We start from the raw sequence: 17,894 nt of genomic DNA, 5'->3' as shown, positions 1-17,894 counted from the left end.
AATACGGGCGGGTATGTTCCTCTCCCTGCGCGCGGAGGTCGAGGACGCCCTCGAGCGGGCGCTCTCGACACTGGACTTCCCGACGGACGACCTCGGAATCGAAGAACCCCCGGAGGACGTCGAGAGCGTCCTCGCCTCGAGCGTGGCGTTCCGACTCGCCGGCGAGGCCGGCGCACCCCCGCCACAGGTCGCGGGGCAGATCGCCGACGAGGTCGACGCCGACGAACTGACCTACGTGTCCGAGATTCAGACGCAGGGGCCGTATCTGAACTTCCTGCCGAGCGACGCATACTTCGCCGAGACGCTGGGCGAAGCGACCGACGAGGGCTACGGCCACCTGTCCGACCGCGACACCAGCGTCGTCGTCGAGCACACGAGCGCGAACCCGACGGGGCCGGTCCACGTCGGGCGCGCCCGAAACCCGATCATCGGCGACGCCGTCGCTAATCTGCTCGATTTCGCCGGCTACGACGTCGACCGCCACTACTACGTCAACGACGCCGGCCGGCAGATGGCCGTCTTCACGTGGGCCTACGAGACCTTCGACGAGGACGACCTCGAGAGCGAACCCGAGCGCGACCGCATCGAGTACGACCTCGTGCGCTACTACCGCAAGGGCAACGCCTACCTCGAGAACGCCGACGAGGACGACGTCGAGGAAGCCGAGGCCGAGATCGAGTCGATCATGCAGGGGCTCGAGGAAGGCGACGACGAGGCCTACGAGCGGGTCAGCGAGGTCGTCGATCAGGTGCTCGGCGGGATGACGGAGTGTCTCGCGCGCCTGCCCGCCGAGTTCGACGAGTTCGTCAAGGAGACGCGGTTCATGCGCAACGGCGACACCGACGACCTCGTCGACCGGCTACAGGACCTCGACGAATCGGTCTACGAGGAGGACGCGTGGCAGCTCGAACTCGAGGACCACGGGATCGACAAGAACCTCGTCTTCCTCCGATCGGACGGCACGTCGCTGTACGCCACCCGCGATCTGGCCCACCACGAGTGGAAGTTCGACAACTACGACCGCGCGGTGACGGTGCTCGGCGAGGACCACAAACTGCAAGCGAAGCAGGTCCGGACGACCCTCGAGTTACTGGGCAACGACACCGACAGGCTCCGGCAGGTGCTGTACTCCTACGTGAACCTGCCCGAGGGGAAGATGAGCACGCGCCGCGGGACCGGCGTGGATCTGGACGATCTGTTAGACGAGGCGATCGACCGCGCCCGCGACGAGGTCGAGGACCGGCTGGACGACCGCATCCGCGACGACGATCTGGACGAGGCAGACATCGAACGCATCGCCCATCAGGTCGGGATCGGCGCGGTCCGCTACGACATCGTCTCCAAGCAACCGACGAAGGCGATCACCTTCGAGTGGGACCGCGCGCTCGACTTCGAGGCCCAGTCCGCCCCCTACGTCCAGTACGTCCACGCGCGCTGCTGTGGCATCTTAGAGGAGGCAGGGATCGACCCCGAGACCGGGATGGACGACGTCGAGACCGCCGTCGACGCCGACCTCCTCGCAACCGAGGCCGAACGGGACCTCCTCGAGACGACCGCGCGGTTCCCGGCGGTCGTCGACGAGGCCGCGGACGACCTCGAGCCCCACCAGATCGCGACCTACACCCGCGAGTTCGCCGACCGGTTCAACGGCTTCTACCGGGAGTGTCCGGTGCTGGCCGACGACGTCGATCCCGAGGTCCGCGAGGCGCGGCTGGCGCTGGTCGCGGCCTCGAAACACGCGGTCGCGAACGCCCTCTCGATCATGGGCGTGGCCGCGCCGCGGTCGATGTGAGCGGCCGCTGATCTTCTACCATTCCTACTGTCCGCCGACACCAAACACGTTCGACGGACTCGCGGCTGTCCGTCTCGGGCCGAAAGAACAACACCGGTTACTGTAACCGCGTCGCCACTTACTACGTTTCGTCGGAGGTCGCGAGGACGGTCTCGACGAACTCGTCTTCGCTCATCTCGTCGTTGATGTACGCGAGCGCCCACTGGACGTCCACGTAGAACGACATCACCTTCGCGCCGTCGGACTCGAGTACCCACGTGACGCTGTTGACCTCGGTGGCGAACGCTTCGGGATCCGTGATCGCCGCGGCGACCGTCTCGCCGAGGGACTGGAGTTCCGCTCGCAGCGTCTCGGGATCCGTCGTGGTCGTCGTCGCGACGACATCGACCGTGTCGGCGTCCTTGTTGACGTCCTTGATCGACAGCTTGTCGCTGTCGACTTTCATCTTGTCGCGGTCGAGCCCGGGAATGTCGGTCTTATCGTCGGTCTCATTGGTATCGTCGCTACCGTCGTTGTTGAGTGATTCGTCGTCGTCATCGTTCGACTCGGAGTCGTCGCCGGTCTCGTCACTGGAACAACCCGCGAGCACGGTTGCGAGCGCTGCGCCACTGCCGAGGAGGATCTTTCGTCGCTCCATGGACGACCCATCGGGAACCGCCATGATTAGTAATCAGTTCGTTACCGTTTCTGTCCTCGAGACCGACTCGTTCGACCGATTGCGCGCGTCGAAACCGTCTCGGAAACGACCGACAAACGGATCGAAAAGAGTGCGTTCCGGCGACAGATCGAGCGAGTCCGGTCACGACGGTCAGCCGGCGAAGACAGTCACGAGCCGGTGGTAATCGCTCCGTTCGAGAAAAACGAGCGAGCCGAGAGACGAGTTCACGACGGAAAGCGCTCCTTACCGACCGATTTCGGGACCAATCGGTCCCGTCGACGGAGCCGAGATCAGCGATCGGACTCGGCTTCCGTGATCGCACTCGAGACGTCGTCGTGTGCCGCTTGCCGACCGTCGGTATCGTCATCGGTCTCCGAGTCGGCCGCGGTCGACTCGGCGGTAGCGCCCGCCTGCTCCGGCGCAGAGTCAGCGGGGGTGGAGTCGTCGTCCGCACCGGTCTCGTCGCCCCCAGTCGGGACCGGAACGTCGACGCCAGTCAGGTCCGCTGCGAGCCGGCGGTAGGCTGCCGACGCGGGTCCGTCGGGTTCGAAGACGACCAGCGGCGTCCCCGCGTAGACGCTGTCGCGGGCCGCAGGGTCCTCGGGAATCGTGCCGAGCAGAGGCACCTCGAGGCGGTCGGCGATCTCCTCGTGGGAGATATCGCCGTCCGGGCGGGTCCGGGTGAGGACGAGCCCGGCGACGGTTCCGCCGGACCGATCGGTCAACTCGAGGGTCTTCGTCGAGTCGTGGACGGCGGCGGGTTCGGGCGTCGAGACGAGGAGGACGGCGTCGGCGAGTCCCAGCGGGAGGACGGTTTCGTGGCTGATACCGGCCCCGACGTCGAGAAAGACGTAGTCGAACTGGGACCGCAGTTCATCGACGACCTCGCGCAGTCCCTCGGGGGATGTTTCGGCGTACTCGTCGAGGCTGGTGCCGCTCGGCACGGCGACGATATTGTCCGCCAGTCGATAGGTGGCGTCGTCGATCGATGCATCTCCGGCTAACACGTCGTATAGGGTGGTCGAGTCGGGGGTGAGGCTGACGAACCCGGCGAGGTTCGCCATGCCGAGGTCGGCGTCGACGATCGCGACGCGCTCGCCGGCCTCTGCGAGGGCCGTGCCGAGGTTTACCGTCGTCGTCGTCTTCCCGACGCCGCCTTTCCCGCTCGCGATGGCGTAGACCGTCTCGTGAGACATACTCGGGTACTGTCCGGACCCTAGAACGGGAACACCTTAAATCGTCACCACACCTCGCGAGTCGTGGCGAGCGGCCGACAGATCGGCGAGACGGGGGTACCGCGAGCCGCGGTCGACTCCGTTTTAGCGGGATCTAACACATCTCGTTCCGATATTCGGTTCCGCGCCTCCGGGGGACTCGGTCCCACGTCGACAGGTGTGTCAAAGGATTCTTACCCACAGCCCCGTTTTATACGGGTAATGAGCCAGGAGGGCGAGCAGGAGCAATCCGACCGGAAAAAGTACGAGTTCCGGAAGGTCATCGAGGATCTCAAGGACTACGACGGCTCCGGAACGCAGCTCGTGACGATCTACATTCCAGACGATAGACAGATCAGTGACGTCGTCCAACACGTCACGCAGGAACACAGCGAAGCGGCCAACATCAAGTCGAAACAGACACGAACGGCCGTCCAGGACGCGCTGACGAGTATCAAAGACCGACTGCGGTACTACGACACCTACCCGCCGGACAACGGCATCGTCCTGTTTTCGGGTGCCGTCGACTCCGGCGGCGGCCGTACCGACATGGTCACGAAAGTCCTCGAGAGTCCGCCCCAGCCCATCGAGTCGTTCCGCTATCACTGCGACTCGGACTTCCTGACCGAGCCCTTAGAGGAGATGCTCGCCGACAAGGGCCTCTACGGCCTGATCGTCCTCGACCGGCGCGAGGCGAACGTCGGCTGGCTGAAGGGCAAGCGCATCGAACCGGTCAAGTCCGCCTCCTCGCTCGTCCCCGGCAAGCAGCGAAAGGGCGGCCAGTCCGCCCAGCGATTCGCCCGCCTGCGCCTCGAGGCCATCGACAACTTCTATCAGGAGGTCGCGGGGATGGCGAACGACCTGTTCGTCCCCCGTCGCCACGAACTCGACGGCATTCTCGTCGGCGGTCCCTCGCCGACCAAAGACGAGTTCCTCGACGGCGACTACCTCCACCACGAACTGCAGGACACCGTACTGGGCAAGTTCGACGTGGCCTACACCGACGAGTCCGGCCTGAAAGACCTCGTCGACAACGCCGAAGACGCGCTCGCCGACGCCGAGGTGATGAAGGACAAGAAGGTGATGGAGGAGTTCTTCGAGGAACTCAACGCCGGCGATCTGGCGACCTACGGGTTCGAGCCGACCCGCCGGAACCTCATGATGGGGTCGGTCGACCGACTGCTCATCAGCGAGGACCTTCGAAAGGACGTGATCACCTACGACTGTCCCGACTGTGACACCACCGAGCGCGAGGTCGTCGACCGCCGGAAGTCGACGCCGACTCACACCTGCACCGAGTGTGGCACCGAGGTCGAGGCAGCAGACGAGGACCGCGAGGACGCCATCGATCACCTCATCGAGATCGCCGAACAACGCGGCACCGAGACCAAGTTCATCTCGACGGACTTCGAGAAGGGCGAACAGTTGCTGAACGCCTTCGGCGGCTTCGCCGGCCTCCTTCGCTACTCCACCGGCGTCTAAGCGGCTTTTCTGTTCGTTCGGTTCGCAGTCGCGACGAGCGACGCGTTTCGCCGTCTCTCTGCCAGCGAAATCTGACATGGGGATTAACACCGCGTCGGTGATCCATCGACCATGGCCATCTCGAACCGACGCGTGCTCGTGACGGGTGGGGCCGGCTTCATCGGTTCGCACCTCACCGAACGCCTGCTCGCCGACGGCGCGTCCGTAACGGTCGTCGATAACCTATCGAACGGTGACGCCGACCGGATTCCGGACAAGGCCGACTTCCTGGAGGCCGATCTGACCGAGCCCGACGCGCTCGACGGCCACCTCGAGGATATCGACCTCGTCTTCCACCTCGCTGCGTCGAAACACGTCGATACGGACCGGCCCCACGGCCAGTTCGACGATAACACGCGGATGACCCGGACTATCCTCGAGGCGATGGCCGACACCGGCGTGACCGACATCGCCTACACCTCTTCCTCGACGGTCTACGGCGAGGCTCCGCGGCCGACGCCGGAAGACTACGCGCCCCTCGAGCCGATCAGCGCCTACGGCGCGAGCAAACTGGCCGACGAAGGGTTGCTCTCGGCGCGGGCCCACAGCCACGACCTCACCGTCTGGAACTTCCGCTTTGCGAACGTCGTCGGGCCGCGGCTCCGGGGCGCGGTGATCCCGGACTTCATCGAGAAGTTGCGGGACAACCCCGAGTCGCTGACCATCCTCGGCGACGGCCGACAGGAGAAGTCCTACCTCCACGTCGAGGACTGTCTCGACGCCATGCTGCACGTAATCGATACCGCCGACGACGCGATGAACACCTACAATCTCGGCACCCGCACGACGACCTCGGTCGATCGAATCGCGACCATCGTCGCCGAGGAACTGGACGTCGACCCCGAGCGGGAGTACACCGGCGGCGAGCGCGGCTGGACCGGCGACGTACCGAAGATGCGCCTCTCGATCGAGAAGCTCTCGGCGCTGGGCTGGGAGCCCCGCCTCTCGAGCGACGAGGCGGTCCGCCGGTCGACGCGCGAGATTATCGACGAACTGCAGTAAGCGATTCCGGCTGTTTTCGCCGGGCTCGAGGACCGTCCCTAAAGCGGCTCGACCAGCGACGGCTCGTCCGTCCCGGGATCGTTCACCGCCGTCGAGACCGGATACGCTTCCATTCCGTCGGCCGAGTGTGGCTCGAGCACCTCGCGGCCGGCGTCGCCGGAGAGCCAGCGCCGTTCGGCGTCAGGCTCGAGGATCACCGCCATCCGGTGGTGCAGCTCCGAGACGAGGTCGTTCGGCTCGGTCGTGATGATCGTAAACGTCTCGAGCGGCCCGCTCTCTGCGTCGTCGTCGACGCCGCCGCCGAACGCGTCGAGGCCCGTCTGGGTCGTCTCCGGCTCCCAGCGCTCCCACAGCCCCGCCATCCCGAACACTCGATCATCCTCGAATCCGACTCGGTAGGGCTGTTTTCCCTCGTCCGTCTCGACCCACTCGTAGAACCCGTCCCCGGGAACGAGACACCGCCGTCGCTCGTAGGCCGCCTCGAAACTCGGCTTCTCATCGACGGATTCCGCCCGCGCGTTGATTAGCCCGCCGCTGTCGTCGTCGGCCCACGACGGCACCAACCCCCACTCGAGGCGCTGGAACGTCTCCGACTCCTCGTTCGTGATCACCGGAAGCTCCTGTCCGGGAGCCATGTTGTAGCGAGGAGCGAACTCGCTCTCACGAAACCGGGCGTCGAACCGCGACTCGAGGTCCGCTTGCTCGACGACGAGCGTGTAGCGACCGCACATACCTGTTCCTCGGGCCGCCGGACCAAAGGCGTGTCCCGTCTCGGTCGTTTCCGACGACCGACCGAAAATCGCCGCCCCATGGTCAGTATGCGGCCCTTACGCCGACTCGAGCAACCGGTACGGGCCCTGTTACGATATCCGATCCCGGTGGAGTCCTCGTCGGGGTCATCGTGAACGACCGATACGAAATGGTGGTGTGTCAGAGCGGTCGGCTGGAACTCAGAGACCCGGATGACCCCGACTGCTGGATCGCGACCGACTCCCCTGTCGAACTCGAGCGGTAACGCGCTCCATCCGTACCCCTACCCTTTCGTCGACGCAGTCTCGCTCGAGAGAGCCGTTGCTCATGTTGTTCGCGACAGAATATACTGTCACTGTAACGGTTACACGAATTCGCCGCGACGGCGCGGCGAATTCGTTCACTGACTTACAGTGACAGAAACGCCAGGACAGGGATTTGAACAGATGCGAGACGATCGGTCTCACTTCGTTCGACCGCATGCGACTCGCGTGTTCAAATCCCGACATTTACGTTTCGCCGAAATCGCGACTCGCGTTGCTCGTCGGTCGATTTCGGCAGAAACGCCAGGACAGGGATTTGAACCACAGTCGGACGTGCTCGCTCGTTGCACTCGCTGTGCGCGACCTCCCTGATTCAAATCCTTCGTTGGGTATCTGTCGCTCACGATGTTGTTCGCGACAGAAACGCCAGGACAGGGATTTGAACCCTGAATCCCAAAGGGAACACGCTTTCCAGGCGTGCGCCTTACCGTTCGGCCATCCTGGCTCACGTCATCCTAACCGGGTCCGTCGTTTAACCCTTACGAGATACGTTTACTCCGTCCGGCGATCGGCCGCCCGCGCAGCGAGTCGCGGCTCGAGCACGTACGCCCCGATCCCCGCGGCGAGCCCGACGACCAGTCCGAGCCCCAGCGCGCCCGTAATCGTTACGATCGGTGTTGCGAGCAGGGCATAGCTCTGGACGAGTACCAGAAAGGACAGGAAGCCGACGAGACCCCACAGGGCGGCGGATTTCGCCCGCGGATCGACCCCCATCCGTCCGGCCGGATAGCCGCTCACGGCGGGCTATGCCTCGTCCTCGAGGGACGCGATCGCTTCGATTTCGACGCCGACGCCCTTGGGCAGCGCGGACACCTCGACGGCGCTGCGGGCCGGCGGCTGGTCGTCGAAGTAGTCGGCGTAGGCCTCGTTCATCGCCTCGAAGTCGTCGATATCGTCGAGGAAGACGGTCACCTTGAGGATGTCTTCGGAACTCGCGCCGGCCTCGTCGAGGACGGCGTCGAGGTTGTACAGTGCCTGCTCGGTCTGGTTTGCGATGGGCTCGTCGTCGAGTAGGTCGCCGTCGGCGGTCATGGGGATCTGCCCGGCGGTGAACAGCAGCGAGTCGTTCCCGGCCGCCTGACTGTACGCGCCGACCGCAGCGGGCGCGTCGTCGGTTTCGATGATTCGTTTCATACCCGAAGCGTGTATCCGACCGCGCTTAAAGCCTCGAGGTCCGGATCGCTGTCGATATCCGAGACCGATGGGTTGGTCAGTACCCTTCGGCCTCGACCGGTCCAGCAAACGTCGAGTAGAGGACCGCGAAGTAGACACAGACCAGCGGCACGAGGAGGGCCGCGGACAGCGTCAGTAGACCGATCGCGGGCGACGAGATCGCGGCCTCGGTGACGGTAAGCCCGGTCGCGGGGTCGAGCGTCGGAAACAGCAACACCGCGACGAGCGCGACCAGCGCGTAGGTCAGTCCGCCGGCCGCGAAAAACGCGAGGCGGTCGCGCTCGCGCCGGATCGCGAGGGCGTAACCGCCGCCTACCGCGCTCGAGACGGCGACGAGCGCCAACGGAACGGGCTCGAGCAGGGCGGGTCGAACGGCAGGCCGAGCGACCAGTGCGAGGAAGACCGCGACGAGCGAGAGGAGATAGGCGGCGAGCGCGCGCAGCCCCCACGTCCGGGCGTCGGCCGCGAGCGAGCCGTCGGTCTTCAGGGCGACGAAGGCACCGCCGGTGACGACGGTGAGCGCGACGACGGCGAGGCCGACGAGCACGGTCGCGGGGGCCTCGGTGACGGTCGTTCCGAGCAGCCAGTTGCCGACGAAGACGCCGAGCAACAGCGGCGCTGTGACGCTGCCGACGACGAACGCGCGGCCCCACCAGCGCTGCCACGCCTCGTCCTCGCGTTGCTCGTAGAACTCGGGTGCGAGGCCGCGACAGATGAGCGCCCCGAGCACGCCGAAGAGCAGCAGGTAGTGGCGGCTGAAGAGAGAGGCATAGAGCGGCGGAAACGCCGCGAACAGGCCGCCGCCGAAGACCACCAGCCAGACCTCGTTGCCGTCCCAGAAGGGGCCGATCGCCGCGAGGATGCGCTCGCGCTCTTCCTCGTCGGTTCGGGTCGCGAACAGCGCTCCGGCCCCGAAGTCGAAGCCGTCGAGGAAGAGGAACGTACCGAGGAACGCGAAGACGACGGCGACCCACAGCGTCGGCAAGTCGATCGGGCTCGAGAGCGCGACCGGCGGGAGCGTCGCGCTGACGGGCTCAGTCATCAGTCGACACCTCCGGGGTCGACGCCGTCCCGTCGTCTGGGCTCGAGTCCGCTGTCGGCTCCGGGTTCGGTTTCCGCTCCGCCGTCGACCCGGTGGCTGATTCGACTTCGGGCGGCCCGGCCAGAACGAGCCGCCGGACGACGTAGCCGTAGCCGACGAGCAGGGCGGTGTAGACGAGTGCGAAGCCGGCGAGCGTCAGCGTCGCTTCGGTGCCGGTGAGTCCGGGTGAGACGCCGTCTTCGGTCCGGAGCAAGCCTTGGACGACCCACGGTTGGCGACCGACCTCGGTGACGATCCACCCGGTCTCGACGGCGATGAAACCGAGCGGGGCGGAGCCCATCAAGGCGAGGTGGAGCCGCTGATCGTCGAACAGGTCGCCACGCCGCCAGCGGTAGCCGCTCCACAGCGCCAGTCCGACGAACCAGAAGCCGAGCAAGACCATGGCGCGGAACGACCAGAAGACGATCGCGACCGGCGGCGAGCCCTCGAACTCGTCGAGGCCGGTCACCTCGTAGGACGGATCGCCCCCGCTGGCCAACACGGACGCCATCGCCGGAATATCGACCGTCCAGAGGTTCTCCGCGCGGGGGTCGGTGAAGGCGCTCGGATCGGTCGGAATCGCGAGCAGGTGAAGCGCGGCCGGCGCTTCGGTTTCGTACTGGGCCTCCATGGCGGCGAACTTCTGGGGCTGGGTCTCGGCGACGTGGCGCGCGTAGGAGTCGCCGTGGACGACCTGAAACGGCGCGGTCACGAGGAGGACGACCAGTGCGATCTTCAGCGTCGTTCGCCAGAAGCGGGCGTCGTCGGATCCAGCAGTCGTCTCGACGGCGCTGGGATCGTCGCTCGAGTCCGCTCTCTCGTCGCCCGAATCCGCCGTCTCGCCGCTCTCGGTGCCACCGTCGCTCGAGCGATAGACGAAGTACGCCGCGACGCCGGCCATGAAGAGCGCGACCGAGAGAACGGCGGCGGACTGCATGTGGACGAACAGCCACGGGAATCGGGGGTTGAGGTAGGCCGCGACGGGGTCGACGAGCGTCACGACCGGTTGCCCGTTCCGCTGGGCGAGTTCGTAGCCACGCGGTGTCTGCATCCACGAGTTTGCGATGAGAATCCAGACCGCCGAAAGCCACGTTCCGAGACCGACGGCGATCGCCGAGAACATGTAGAGCGCGTCGCCGACCTTCTCGCGGCCGAAGACGAAGACGCCGAGGAACGTGGCCTCGAGGAAGAAGGCCATCATCCCCTCGACGGCCAGCGGACCGCCGAACAGTTCGCCGGCGAACGTCGAAAACGCCGCGAAGTTCGTCCCGAACTCGAACTCGAGGACGAGGCCCGTCACGGTGCCGACGACGAAGCTGATCGCGAAGAGCCGGGTCCAGAAGCGTCGCTGGCGCTCCCAGAGTGGGTCGGACGAACGGATGGACTTCCACGTGAAGTAGACGAGAAAGGGCGCGAGGCCCATGCTCATCACGGGGAAGATAATGTGAACGATGGTCGTGAGCGCGAACTGGAGTCGACTGGCGAGGGCTGGATCGACCATTGGAAGCTCGGGGCTGACTACCCGATCGGAGATAACCGGCCGCCGTTTGACGGGTCCTCGGCGATTCTCGAGCGCTGGGAACCGCTCACAGCGTTGACGACGCTACGGGCCTATCGGCGGGCAGCCGACCCGAGCCGCGAGTCGGTCGATGACAACAGCGAATCCGGCAAATAGAGGGACTCAGGCGAGCACGTCGACTTCGTACCCCGCGTCCCGGAGCGCCGAGAGGAAGGCGTCGACGTGGTCGGGGCCGCGCATCTCGAGTTCGATCTCGACCTCCGTATCGCTCATCTCGACGTCGCGGGAGGTCCGGTCGTGGTGGATGGCGTAGATGTTCGCCCGGTGTTCAGTGAAGATATCCAGCAGGTCCTCGAGCGCGCCGGGCCTGTCTTTCAGGACGGTTCTGATCTTCAGGTAGCGACCGGTCTCGACGAGGCCGCGGACGATGACGTTAGTGAGCGTGTTGAGGTCGATGTTCCCGCCACAGAGCGCGGGGACGATGACTTCGTCCTCGGCATAGTCGAATTTCTCGAAAAGGACCGCGGCGAGGGGAACCGCGCCCGCGCCCTCCACGAGGGTCTTCGAGCGCTCGAGCAGGTAGACCAACGCGACGGCGATCTCGGGATCGGAGACGGTGACGACCTCGTCGACGTACTCCTGAATGTAGGGGAAGGTCTGCTCGCCGACGCTGCGGGTGGCGATGCCGTCCGCGATGGTGTCGACGCCGTCGAGCGAAATTCGCTCGCCTTTCTCGAGGGATTTCGCGGCGCTCGAGGCACCGTCGGCCTGGACGCCGATCACCCGCGTGTCGGGTTTTTGCTCCTTGATCGCGGTCGCGATGCCGCTGATGAGCCCGCCGCCGCCGATCGGGACGACGACGGTCTCGACCTCGGGGCAGTCCTCGAGTATCTCGAGGCCGATCGTTCCCTGCCCGGCCATGATGTACTCGTCGTCGAAAGCGTGGACGTAGGTGCGGTCCTCCTCGCGTTCGATCTCGTGGGCGCGCTCGGCGGCCTCGTTGTAGTCCCGGCCGGAGAGGACGACCTCCGCACCGTAGCTCTTCGTCGCCTTGACCTTCGAAATCGGCGCGTGCTCGGGCATGACGATCTTCGAGTCGACGCCCGACCGCGTGGCCGCGAGCGCGACCCCCTGTGCGTGGTTGCCCGCGCTCGCGGTGACGACGCCGGCGTCCTTCTGGGCCTCGGAGAGGGTCGCGATCCGGTTCGTCGCCCCGCGGATCTTGAACGCGCCCGTCCGCTGGAAGGTCTCCAGTTTCAGGCGGACGTCGGCCCCGGTCATCGCCGAATAGGTGTGGGAGTGCTCGAGCGGCGTGTGCCGAGCCGTCGCTCGGACTCGCTCGCGCGCCTCGAGAATATCGTCGAGTTCCAGCATACGACCGTCTACTCGGCGTGCGGTGTAAGGATTACTGTCGGGGACCGGGAGAGCCTGTCGCCGGGCCCGCACCGTCGTCCCCCCAACAGCGATGTGCTGTCAAACCTGGACAGCACGACAGGGAATACAGGGAATGCACGGCGTGTGACGTGCAACTGGAGAAGGGGACCCTGACCATATAAATCTCATGCACCCGCGGTGGAAGTGAAACCGCGAGAGGGCGACGGGGTAGAGGTGGCGTCAGACGGAAGACAGACGGGCGTCATTCGTGGTTCCGAACCGCGAGATCGGTGTGCGAAACGAACGCTCGCACCCGCTCGCGGAACGGGCCGTCGCCGGGCCACGTCGCGTCGACGCCGAGTCGGTCAGGATCGCCGAGGTACACCCAGCACCGTTCGTCGTCCCGGTCCCGCTCCGCAGCTTCCTGCAGGTCGTCGTCCTGACCCGCCACTGGCACCGCGACTCGCACGTAGAGCCCGCTGTCGACTCCCTCGTACCGGTCGAGTCGCTCGAGTCCCACGTTGTCGACCGCGAGCAGTCGCCCGTCGGCGCTGCCGCCGGGTACGAGCGTCGGATACCGGCCGTCGACCCGGTGGAGCCCCTCGAGGGTCGCGCGGCCGACGAACGTGGCTGCCGCAGTCGCGGCGTCCGTCTCGAGGACGGTCCGAACGCGGTCGGGGTCGGTCAGCGTACCGTAGACGAAGACGTCCACGAGTGTTCGTTCGGGCTCGAGGGGCTTGCGCGTACTGATACCGGGCGCGAAAACGAGCAGCGAAACTGAGAGAAAAAACGGAATCGGACTCGGGCGTGCGTTACCGCTCTTCGAGCGGAACAAACGCCTGATCCTGCGGGCCGGTGTAGCGGGCGCGCGGGCGGATGAGGCGGTTGTCATCCTGATACTCGAGGACGTGGGCGATCCAGCCGCCGGCGCGGCTCATGGCGAAGATGGGCGTGTACATGTCGATCGGGATGCCGAGCTGGTAGTAGACCGAGCCGGAGTAGAAGTCGACGTTCGGGGCGATTCCCTTCTCGACGAGGCCCTTCTCCTCGGTGAGGAACTGCTCGATGGTGGTGGTGTAGTTGTACCACTTGCCCTCGCCGTTTTCCGCGAGTTCCTTGCTGCGTTCCTGCAGGATCTTCGCGCGGGGGTCTTTGACGTTGTAGACACGGTGGCCGAAGCCGGGGATACGACGGCCCTCGGCGGTTGCTTGTTCGACCCACTCGCGGTGGTCGAGGTCGCTCTCGTCGATCTCGATTAAGACCTCCATGACGTCCTGATTCGCGCCGCCGTGGAGCGGCCCCGAGAGGGCGCTGATGCCGCCGGTCACGGCGCTGTAGATGTCGGCCATCGTCGAGCCGATGACCATCGAGGTAAACGTCGAGGCGTTCAGGCCGTGGTCCGCGTGCAGGATGAGCGCCTGATCGAACGTCTCGGCGGCGATGTCGTCCGGCTCCTCGCCGGTCAGCATGTAGAGGAAATTCGCGGCGAGACCCAGATCCGGGTGGGGGTCGACGGGCTCCTCACCGAGGCGGTAGCGCTCGAAGGCCGCGAGCGCGGTCGGGATCTTGGCCGTGATCCGACGGCCCTTCCGCAGCGTCGCGTCGAGGTCCTCGGGATCGGCGTCGGCTTCGGGTTCGTAGGCGGAGAACATCGAGACTGCAGTCCGGAGCGCGGCCATCGGCCGTTCGTCGGCCGCGGCGAGTTTCTCCATCGTCTCGAGGACATCGTCGTCGACCTCGCGTTCGTCCATCAGGGCGTCCGCGAACGGCTCGAGTTCGTCTTCGGTCGGGAGGTGGCCGTTCCAGAGCAGGTAGAGGACTTCCTCGTAGCTCGCGCCGCGAGCCAGGTCCTCGATCGTGTAGCCGCGATAGATCAGCCGACCGGCATCACCGTCGATCGAACTGAGCTCCGATTCGGCAACCAACACACCCTCGAGCCCTTTCTTGAGGTCGTCAGACATAGTCAAGGATTTCGGACGCCAATGGAAAAGTATTATCGTTTGCCCGGTGGCGTCGATCGACACTCCGGATGTTCGCATTTTGCCGGTTTTACGACTACAGACGAATGCTCGTTTCGTGATCGAACGAACAGATAGTCAGTCGATGGTCGGGACGACTACTATAATTGTCTTTCGTGAAGAGTTGTGTGGGCGGCCGTCGCGAGTTTCGCCGGCGAAAACCCGATGACGAATGCGGGACGGCAACGTTGGACATGTTTTCTGAACCTCGAGCCAGGCGTCACCCCGTCACTCTTTTTGAACCCCTTTGCAAAGGATCACCGAGTGATGGATCGGTCGTACTGGAAGACGGTGTCCCTCGTCACGATCTGGCAGATTTCCGCGAGCATCTGTTATTACGCGATCTTCGCCGCGACGCCCTTTTTCCGGGACGCCTTCGGGCTCTCGCGGTTCTCGGTCGGCCTCGTGGTCACGACGCTTACCCTCGGCTACGCCGTCTTCCTGTTGCCCCTCGGCGCGCTGACGGACCGCTTCGGCGAGCGACTGACGCTGACGCTCGGTCTCATCGGGCTCGCGACGGGAACGCTCCTCGTCGCGGGCGCTCCGACGTACGCGCTGTTGCTCGCGGCAGTGTTCGTGTTGGGATCGGCCTACGGGACGGCGATCCCCGGGACGAACAAAGCCGTCTTCGACAACATCGAACCGGGTCGCCAGAACCTCGCGATGGGTATCAAACAGGTCGGCGTCACCGGCGGGAGCGGCATCAGCGCGCTCCTGATCACCGGCCTCGCGGGAGCCTTCGTCTGGCAAACCGGCTTTCTCGTCGCCGCAAGCGTCGGCGTGATCGTCGCCGTCGCCTTCTATCTGAGCTACTCGAGCGACAGCGACGGCGGCGTCGCCGACTATCCCGACTTCGGCGCGCTGCTCTCGAACCGGCCGTACGTCGTGTTGACGACCGCCGGGCTCTTCCTCGGCGCGGCCCTGTTCACGACGACCGGGTACACCGTCCTCTACGTCGAGGAGTCGATCGGCGCGTCCGTCGGCTTCGGCGGCGTCGTCCTCGCTCTCGTCCAACTGTTCGGCAGCGTCGGCCGCGTGCTGACCGGCTGGCTGAGCGACGTCCTGCCCGGCGAGCCCCGCGTCAGGATCGGGCTGCTGCTCGTCGTCCAGTCGCTGGGCAGCGCCGTCATGTTCGTCGTCGTCGCGTCGACGAGCACCGAACTCGGTGCCGCGGTCGCGTTCGGCGTGCTCGGCTTCTTCGTGCTCGGCTACACGGGCGTCTACTACTCCGTCATGGCGACGCTCGTCAGCGCCGACGAGATGGGCGGCGCGACTGCCGGCGGCCAACTCGCGCTCACGAGCGGCGCGCTCGTCGCGCCGCCCGCGTTCGGCTATCTCGCCGACACGGTCGGCTACCGCACCTCGTGGCTCTTTCTGGCCGCCGTCGTGACGGTCGCGGCCGGCCTCCTCGTGCAGGTCGTCCGGACGCCGCCGGCCGTCGAGAACCCCGCCGCGACCGACGCCGCCGAAAAGTAGTCGCTCGAGTCGCACGACGCCGCCGCCGGCTCACTCGAGTTCTTCGACGAGTTCGACGACGTAGCCGTTCGGGTCCTCGACGAACGCGACGCGAACGTCGATTTCGTCCATCGTTGTCGGCTCCGTCTCGACCGGCGGGTCCTCGCGCTCGACCAGTCGCTCGAAGGTCTCGTCGGTGCTGTCGACGCCGACCGCGACGTGGGCCATCGATCCCGCGTCGATTTCGGTCTCGCCGTCGGGGTCGTACTTGAACTGGAACTCGCCGTTCTCGCCGCCGATGTAGACGTTTTCGACGCCGTCGTCGCCGGTGAACGACCAGTTCTCCGTGAGTCCGAGCCCGTCGATGTAGAACCCGCGTGTCCGGTCGATGTCCGATACCCACAGCGCAGTGTGAATGACATCCATGGTATCGGTGATGACGCCCCCAGTCAAAGGGTTACTGACATTCGTCGGGGCTGGCAGGCCTCGAGCCGATCCGAACCGCCCGGGCTCGAGACGGTCCGCCGGTTCCGGGTCGGAGATGCCGTCGCCCCGTCTCCACCCTCAGACGGTGGGAACTGCCAGTACGACTTTGACGGCGCGGTCCCGACGATAGGATATGTATCACGTCCTCATTCCGGTCGACACCGACGAGCAGCGCGTGACCGCGCAGATCGAGACCCTGCGCTCGCTGCCGGCCGATCCCGACGACCTGACTGTGACGGTACTGCACGTCCTCGAGGAGATCGACACCATGCCCGACGAGGGCGGGGCGACGTTCATCGAGGAACTCAACGAGTCGCTGTCGGAGATCCGGGACGTGCCCGACACCGTGTCGCTGGTCGAAGAGCGGCTCGAAGCCGACGGCATCGAGGTCGACCGCGCGGAGTTGGTCGGCGACGCCGCCGACGGAATCACGCAGGTCGCGTCGGATGTCGACGCCGATGCGATCCTGCTTGGCGGCCGGAAACGGTCCCCTGTCGGCAAAGCGCTCTTCGGCAGCGTCAGCCAGCAGGTCATCATCGACGCCGACCGGCCGGTCATCATCGCCGACTGACGCCACGAAAGAGAAGACGGCTCGAGAACGGGCGCGGCGACGCGACTACGTTTCTTCCTCGAGGATCGCGTCCATCAGCTTCGTCTGAGCTGCCCCCAGATGTTCGGTGAACGTCGATCGGGCGACGCCCAGTTCCTCGGCGACATCGGTCGCGTTCGCGCCCTTGGGGTAGTCGAAGTAGCCCATCTCGTGGGCCGTTTCGAGGATCTCTCGCTGTCTGGTCGTGAGCGCCTCCCGGTCGACGACGACCGGATCGGCCGAGATATCCTCGTGATCCTGCGTGAGTTCCTCCACGATGACGCCGTCGAAGTACGCCCGCAGTTCGTCGACGATTTCGGCGATCTCCGCCAACTCGAGGGTGCGAAAGGAGAGGAGCAACGAGCCGTTCTGGGCGCGGACCGACGAGACCGGCGTTCCCGTCCCCTCGATGATCTCGCAGGCGCAGTCGGCGCCGCTGTCGCGCTCGAACCGATAGATCGCCTCGCGGTCGTTCGACTGGACCGGCGTCAGTTCGACGTCGTGGTCCCCCTCGACCGCGGCGTCGGCGGCGACGCCGAATTCCTCGACGACCGTCCCGTCGGCCGTCGTCTGGGACGACCGCGAGACGGAGTCGACCGGTTCGTCGGCGGAGGCGGAGACGTCGGCCACCGGACAGTCCGCCGGTTCGTGGACGACGACCGTTGCACGAAAGCCCGTCATATCGGTTCGTACGCGTCCGCGCCGGATAACCGACGCCGGAATTCCCGCCGGGTGAAAATTCCTTGCGCGGGCCGAGGACCCGTTCAGCACCACTCCTCGTACTGGTGGACGCGGGCCGGGTTCAGCGGCTCCGGCTCGCGGTCGGTCCCGTCGTAGGCCTCTCGGGGGGGCTCGTCGGTGATCCCGATACTCCCCTCCGGGTCGAACGCCCGCGGGAGGATCGATTCCGCGCGCTGCCGATTCCACTCGGCCAACCCC

18 protein-coding genes and 1 tRNA gene are annotated in these 17,894 nt (G+C 65.8%); 5 read left to right on the top strand and 14 right to left on the bottom strand.

The features are described from left to right. Window positions 1-13 precede the first annotated feature (13 nt). Window positions 14-1,792 carry an arginine--tRNA ligase gene (gene argS, locus FEJ81_RS03935; RefSeq protein WP_138244050.1) on the top strand — a complete coding sequence of 593 codons (1,779 nt, stop codon included), beginning with the start codon at window positions 14-16 and terminating at the stop codon, window positions 1,790-1,792. Window positions 1,793-1,913: 121 nt separating this feature from the next. On the opposite strand, the gene FEJ81_RS03930 is transcribed toward argS, so the two are convergent. Both FEJ81_RS03930 and minD read right to left on the bottom strand, forming a co-directional pair. Continuing rightward, entirely contained in the window at window positions 1,914-2,429 is a 516-nt protein-coding gene (locus FEJ81_RS03930) for a hypothetical protein (RefSeq protein ID WP_138244049.1), read from the bottom strand. A 311-nt stretch (window positions 2,430-2,740) separates the two neighbouring features. Continuing rightward, window positions 2,741-3,646: a cell division ATPase MinD gene (gene minD, locus FEJ81_RS03925; protein WP_138244048.1), complete on the bottom strand. Its 906-nt coding sequence runs from the start codon at window positions 3,644-3,646 to the stop codon at window positions 2,741-2,743. 240 nt (window positions 3,647-3,886) lie between these two features. On the opposite strand from minD, the gene prf1 reads away from it, so the two are divergent. Together prf1 and FEJ81_RS03915 are read left to right on the top strand one after the other, a co-directional pair. Then, complete coding sequence (gene prf1, locus FEJ81_RS03920) at window positions 3,887-5,146, top strand: peptide chain release factor aRF-1 (RefSeq protein WP_138244047.1); 1,260 nt, start codon at window positions 3,887-3,889, stop codon at window positions 5,144-5,146. Window positions 5,147-5,257: 111 nt separating this feature from the next. Further along, window positions 5,258-6,187 carry an NAD-dependent epimerase/dehydratase family protein gene (locus tag FEJ81_RS03915; RefSeq protein WP_138244046.1) on the top strand — a complete coding sequence of 310 codons (930 nt, stop codon included), beginning with the start codon at window positions 5,258-5,260 and terminating at the stop codon, window positions 6,185-6,187. A 38-nt stretch (window positions 6,188-6,225) separates the two neighbouring features. On the opposite strand, the gene FEJ81_RS03910 is transcribed toward FEJ81_RS03915, so the two are convergent. From FEJ81_RS03910 to citZ, 9 genes are all read right to left on the bottom strand, one after another. Further along, a complete protein-coding gene (locus tag FEJ81_RS03910) occupies window positions 6,226-6,918 on the bottom strand; it encodes an SOS response-associated peptidase (RefSeq protein ID WP_138244045.1) in 693 nt (230 codons plus the stop codon). Between the two features lie 706 nt (window positions 6,919-7,624). Next, window positions 7,625-7,705, bottom strand: a tRNA-Ser gene (locus tag FEJ81_RS03905). A gap of 47 nt (window positions 7,706-7,752) precedes the next feature. Next, window positions 7,753-7,998 carry a hypothetical protein gene (locus FEJ81_RS03900; RefSeq protein ID WP_138244044.1) on the bottom strand — a complete coding sequence of 82 codons (246 nt, stop codon included), beginning with the start codon at window positions 7,996-7,998 and terminating at the stop codon, window positions 7,753-7,755. 6 nt (window positions 7,999-8,004) lie between these two features. Next, window positions 8,005-8,394, bottom strand: coding sequence for a Rid family detoxifying hydrolase (locus FEJ81_RS03895; protein WP_138244043.1), 390 nt, complete (start codon window positions 8,392-8,394; stop codon window positions 8,005-8,007). Between the two features lie 76 nt (window positions 8,395-8,470). After that, complete coding sequence (locus FEJ81_RS03890; protein WP_138244042.1) at window positions 8,471-9,475, bottom strand: cytochrome d ubiquinol oxidase subunit II; 1,005 nt, start codon at window positions 9,473-9,475, stop codon at window positions 8,471-8,473. Beyond that, complete coding sequence (locus FEJ81_RS03885; RefSeq protein ID WP_138244041.1) at window positions 9,468-11,015, bottom strand: cytochrome ubiquinol oxidase subunit I; 1,548 nt, start codon at window positions 11,013-11,015, stop codon at window positions 9,468-9,470. The genes FEJ81_RS03890 and FEJ81_RS03885 overlap by 8 nt, the downstream gene beginning before the upstream one ends. Window positions 11,016-11,195: 180 nt before the next feature. After that, entirely contained in the window at window positions 11,196-12,407 is a 1,212-nt protein-coding gene (gene ilvA, locus FEJ81_RS03880; RefSeq protein WP_138244040.1) for a threonine ammonia-lyase, read from the bottom strand. Window positions 12,408-12,669: 262 nt separating this feature from the next. Then, window positions 12,670-13,119, bottom strand: coding sequence for a gamma-glutamylcyclotransferase family protein (locus FEJ81_RS03875; protein ID WP_138244039.1), 450 nt, complete (start codon window positions 13,117-13,119; stop codon window positions 12,670-12,672). A gap of 100 nt (window positions 13,120-13,219) precedes the next feature. Next, a complete protein-coding gene (citZ, locus tag FEJ81_RS03870) occupies window positions 13,220-14,368 on the bottom strand; it encodes a citrate synthase (RefSeq protein WP_138244038.1) in 1,149 nt (382 codons plus the stop codon). A gap of 324 nt (window positions 14,369-14,692) precedes the next feature. Here citZ and FEJ81_RS03865 point away from each other — a divergent pair, with 324 nt between their 5' ends. Then, window positions 14,693-15,901 (top strand): MFS transporter, encoded by a 1,209-nt coding sequence (locus FEJ81_RS03865; RefSeq protein WP_138244037.1) that lies wholly within the window; start codon window positions 14,693-14,695, stop codon window positions 15,899-15,901. A 30-nt stretch (window positions 15,902-15,931) separates the two neighbouring features. Here FEJ81_RS03865 and FEJ81_RS03860 read toward each other — a convergent pair whose 3' ends face one another. Next, window positions 15,932-16,306, bottom strand: coding sequence for a VOC family protein (locus tag FEJ81_RS03860; RefSeq protein ID WP_138244036.1), 375 nt, complete (start codon window positions 16,304-16,306; stop codon window positions 15,932-15,934). A gap of 193 nt (window positions 16,307-16,499) precedes the next feature. Between FEJ81_RS03860 and FEJ81_RS03855 the strand changes: the two genes are divergently transcribed. Then, window positions 16,500-16,937 (top strand): universal stress protein, encoded by a 438-nt coding sequence (locus tag FEJ81_RS03855; protein WP_138244035.1) that lies wholly within the window; start codon window positions 16,500-16,502, stop codon window positions 16,935-16,937. 45 nt (window positions 16,938-16,982) lie between these two features. Here FEJ81_RS03855 and FEJ81_RS03850 read toward each other — a convergent pair whose 3' ends face one another. Beyond that, on the bottom strand, window positions 16,983-17,636 hold the full coding sequence (locus FEJ81_RS03850) for a helix-turn-helix domain-containing protein (RefSeq protein ID WP_138244034.1): 654 nt from the start codon (window positions 17,634-17,636) through the stop codon (window positions 16,983-16,985). Window positions 17,637-17,719: 83 nt separating this feature from the next. After that, the gene (locus FEJ81_RS03845; RefSeq protein WP_229504754.1) at window positions 17,720-17,890 is read right to left on the bottom strand and encodes a hypothetical protein; all 171 of its coding nucleotides are present in this window, start codon (window positions 17,888-17,890) and stop codon (window positions 17,720-17,722) included. Window positions 17,891-17,894 lie beyond the last annotated feature (4 nt).

The organism is Natrinema versiforme, from assembly GCF_005576615.1.
GTDB classification, from domain to species: domain Archaea; phylum Halobacteriota; class Halobacteria; order Halobacteriales; family Natrialbaceae; genus Natrinema; species Natrinema versiforme_A.
This window is presented reverse-complemented; position numbering and strand designations above follow the sequence as displayed.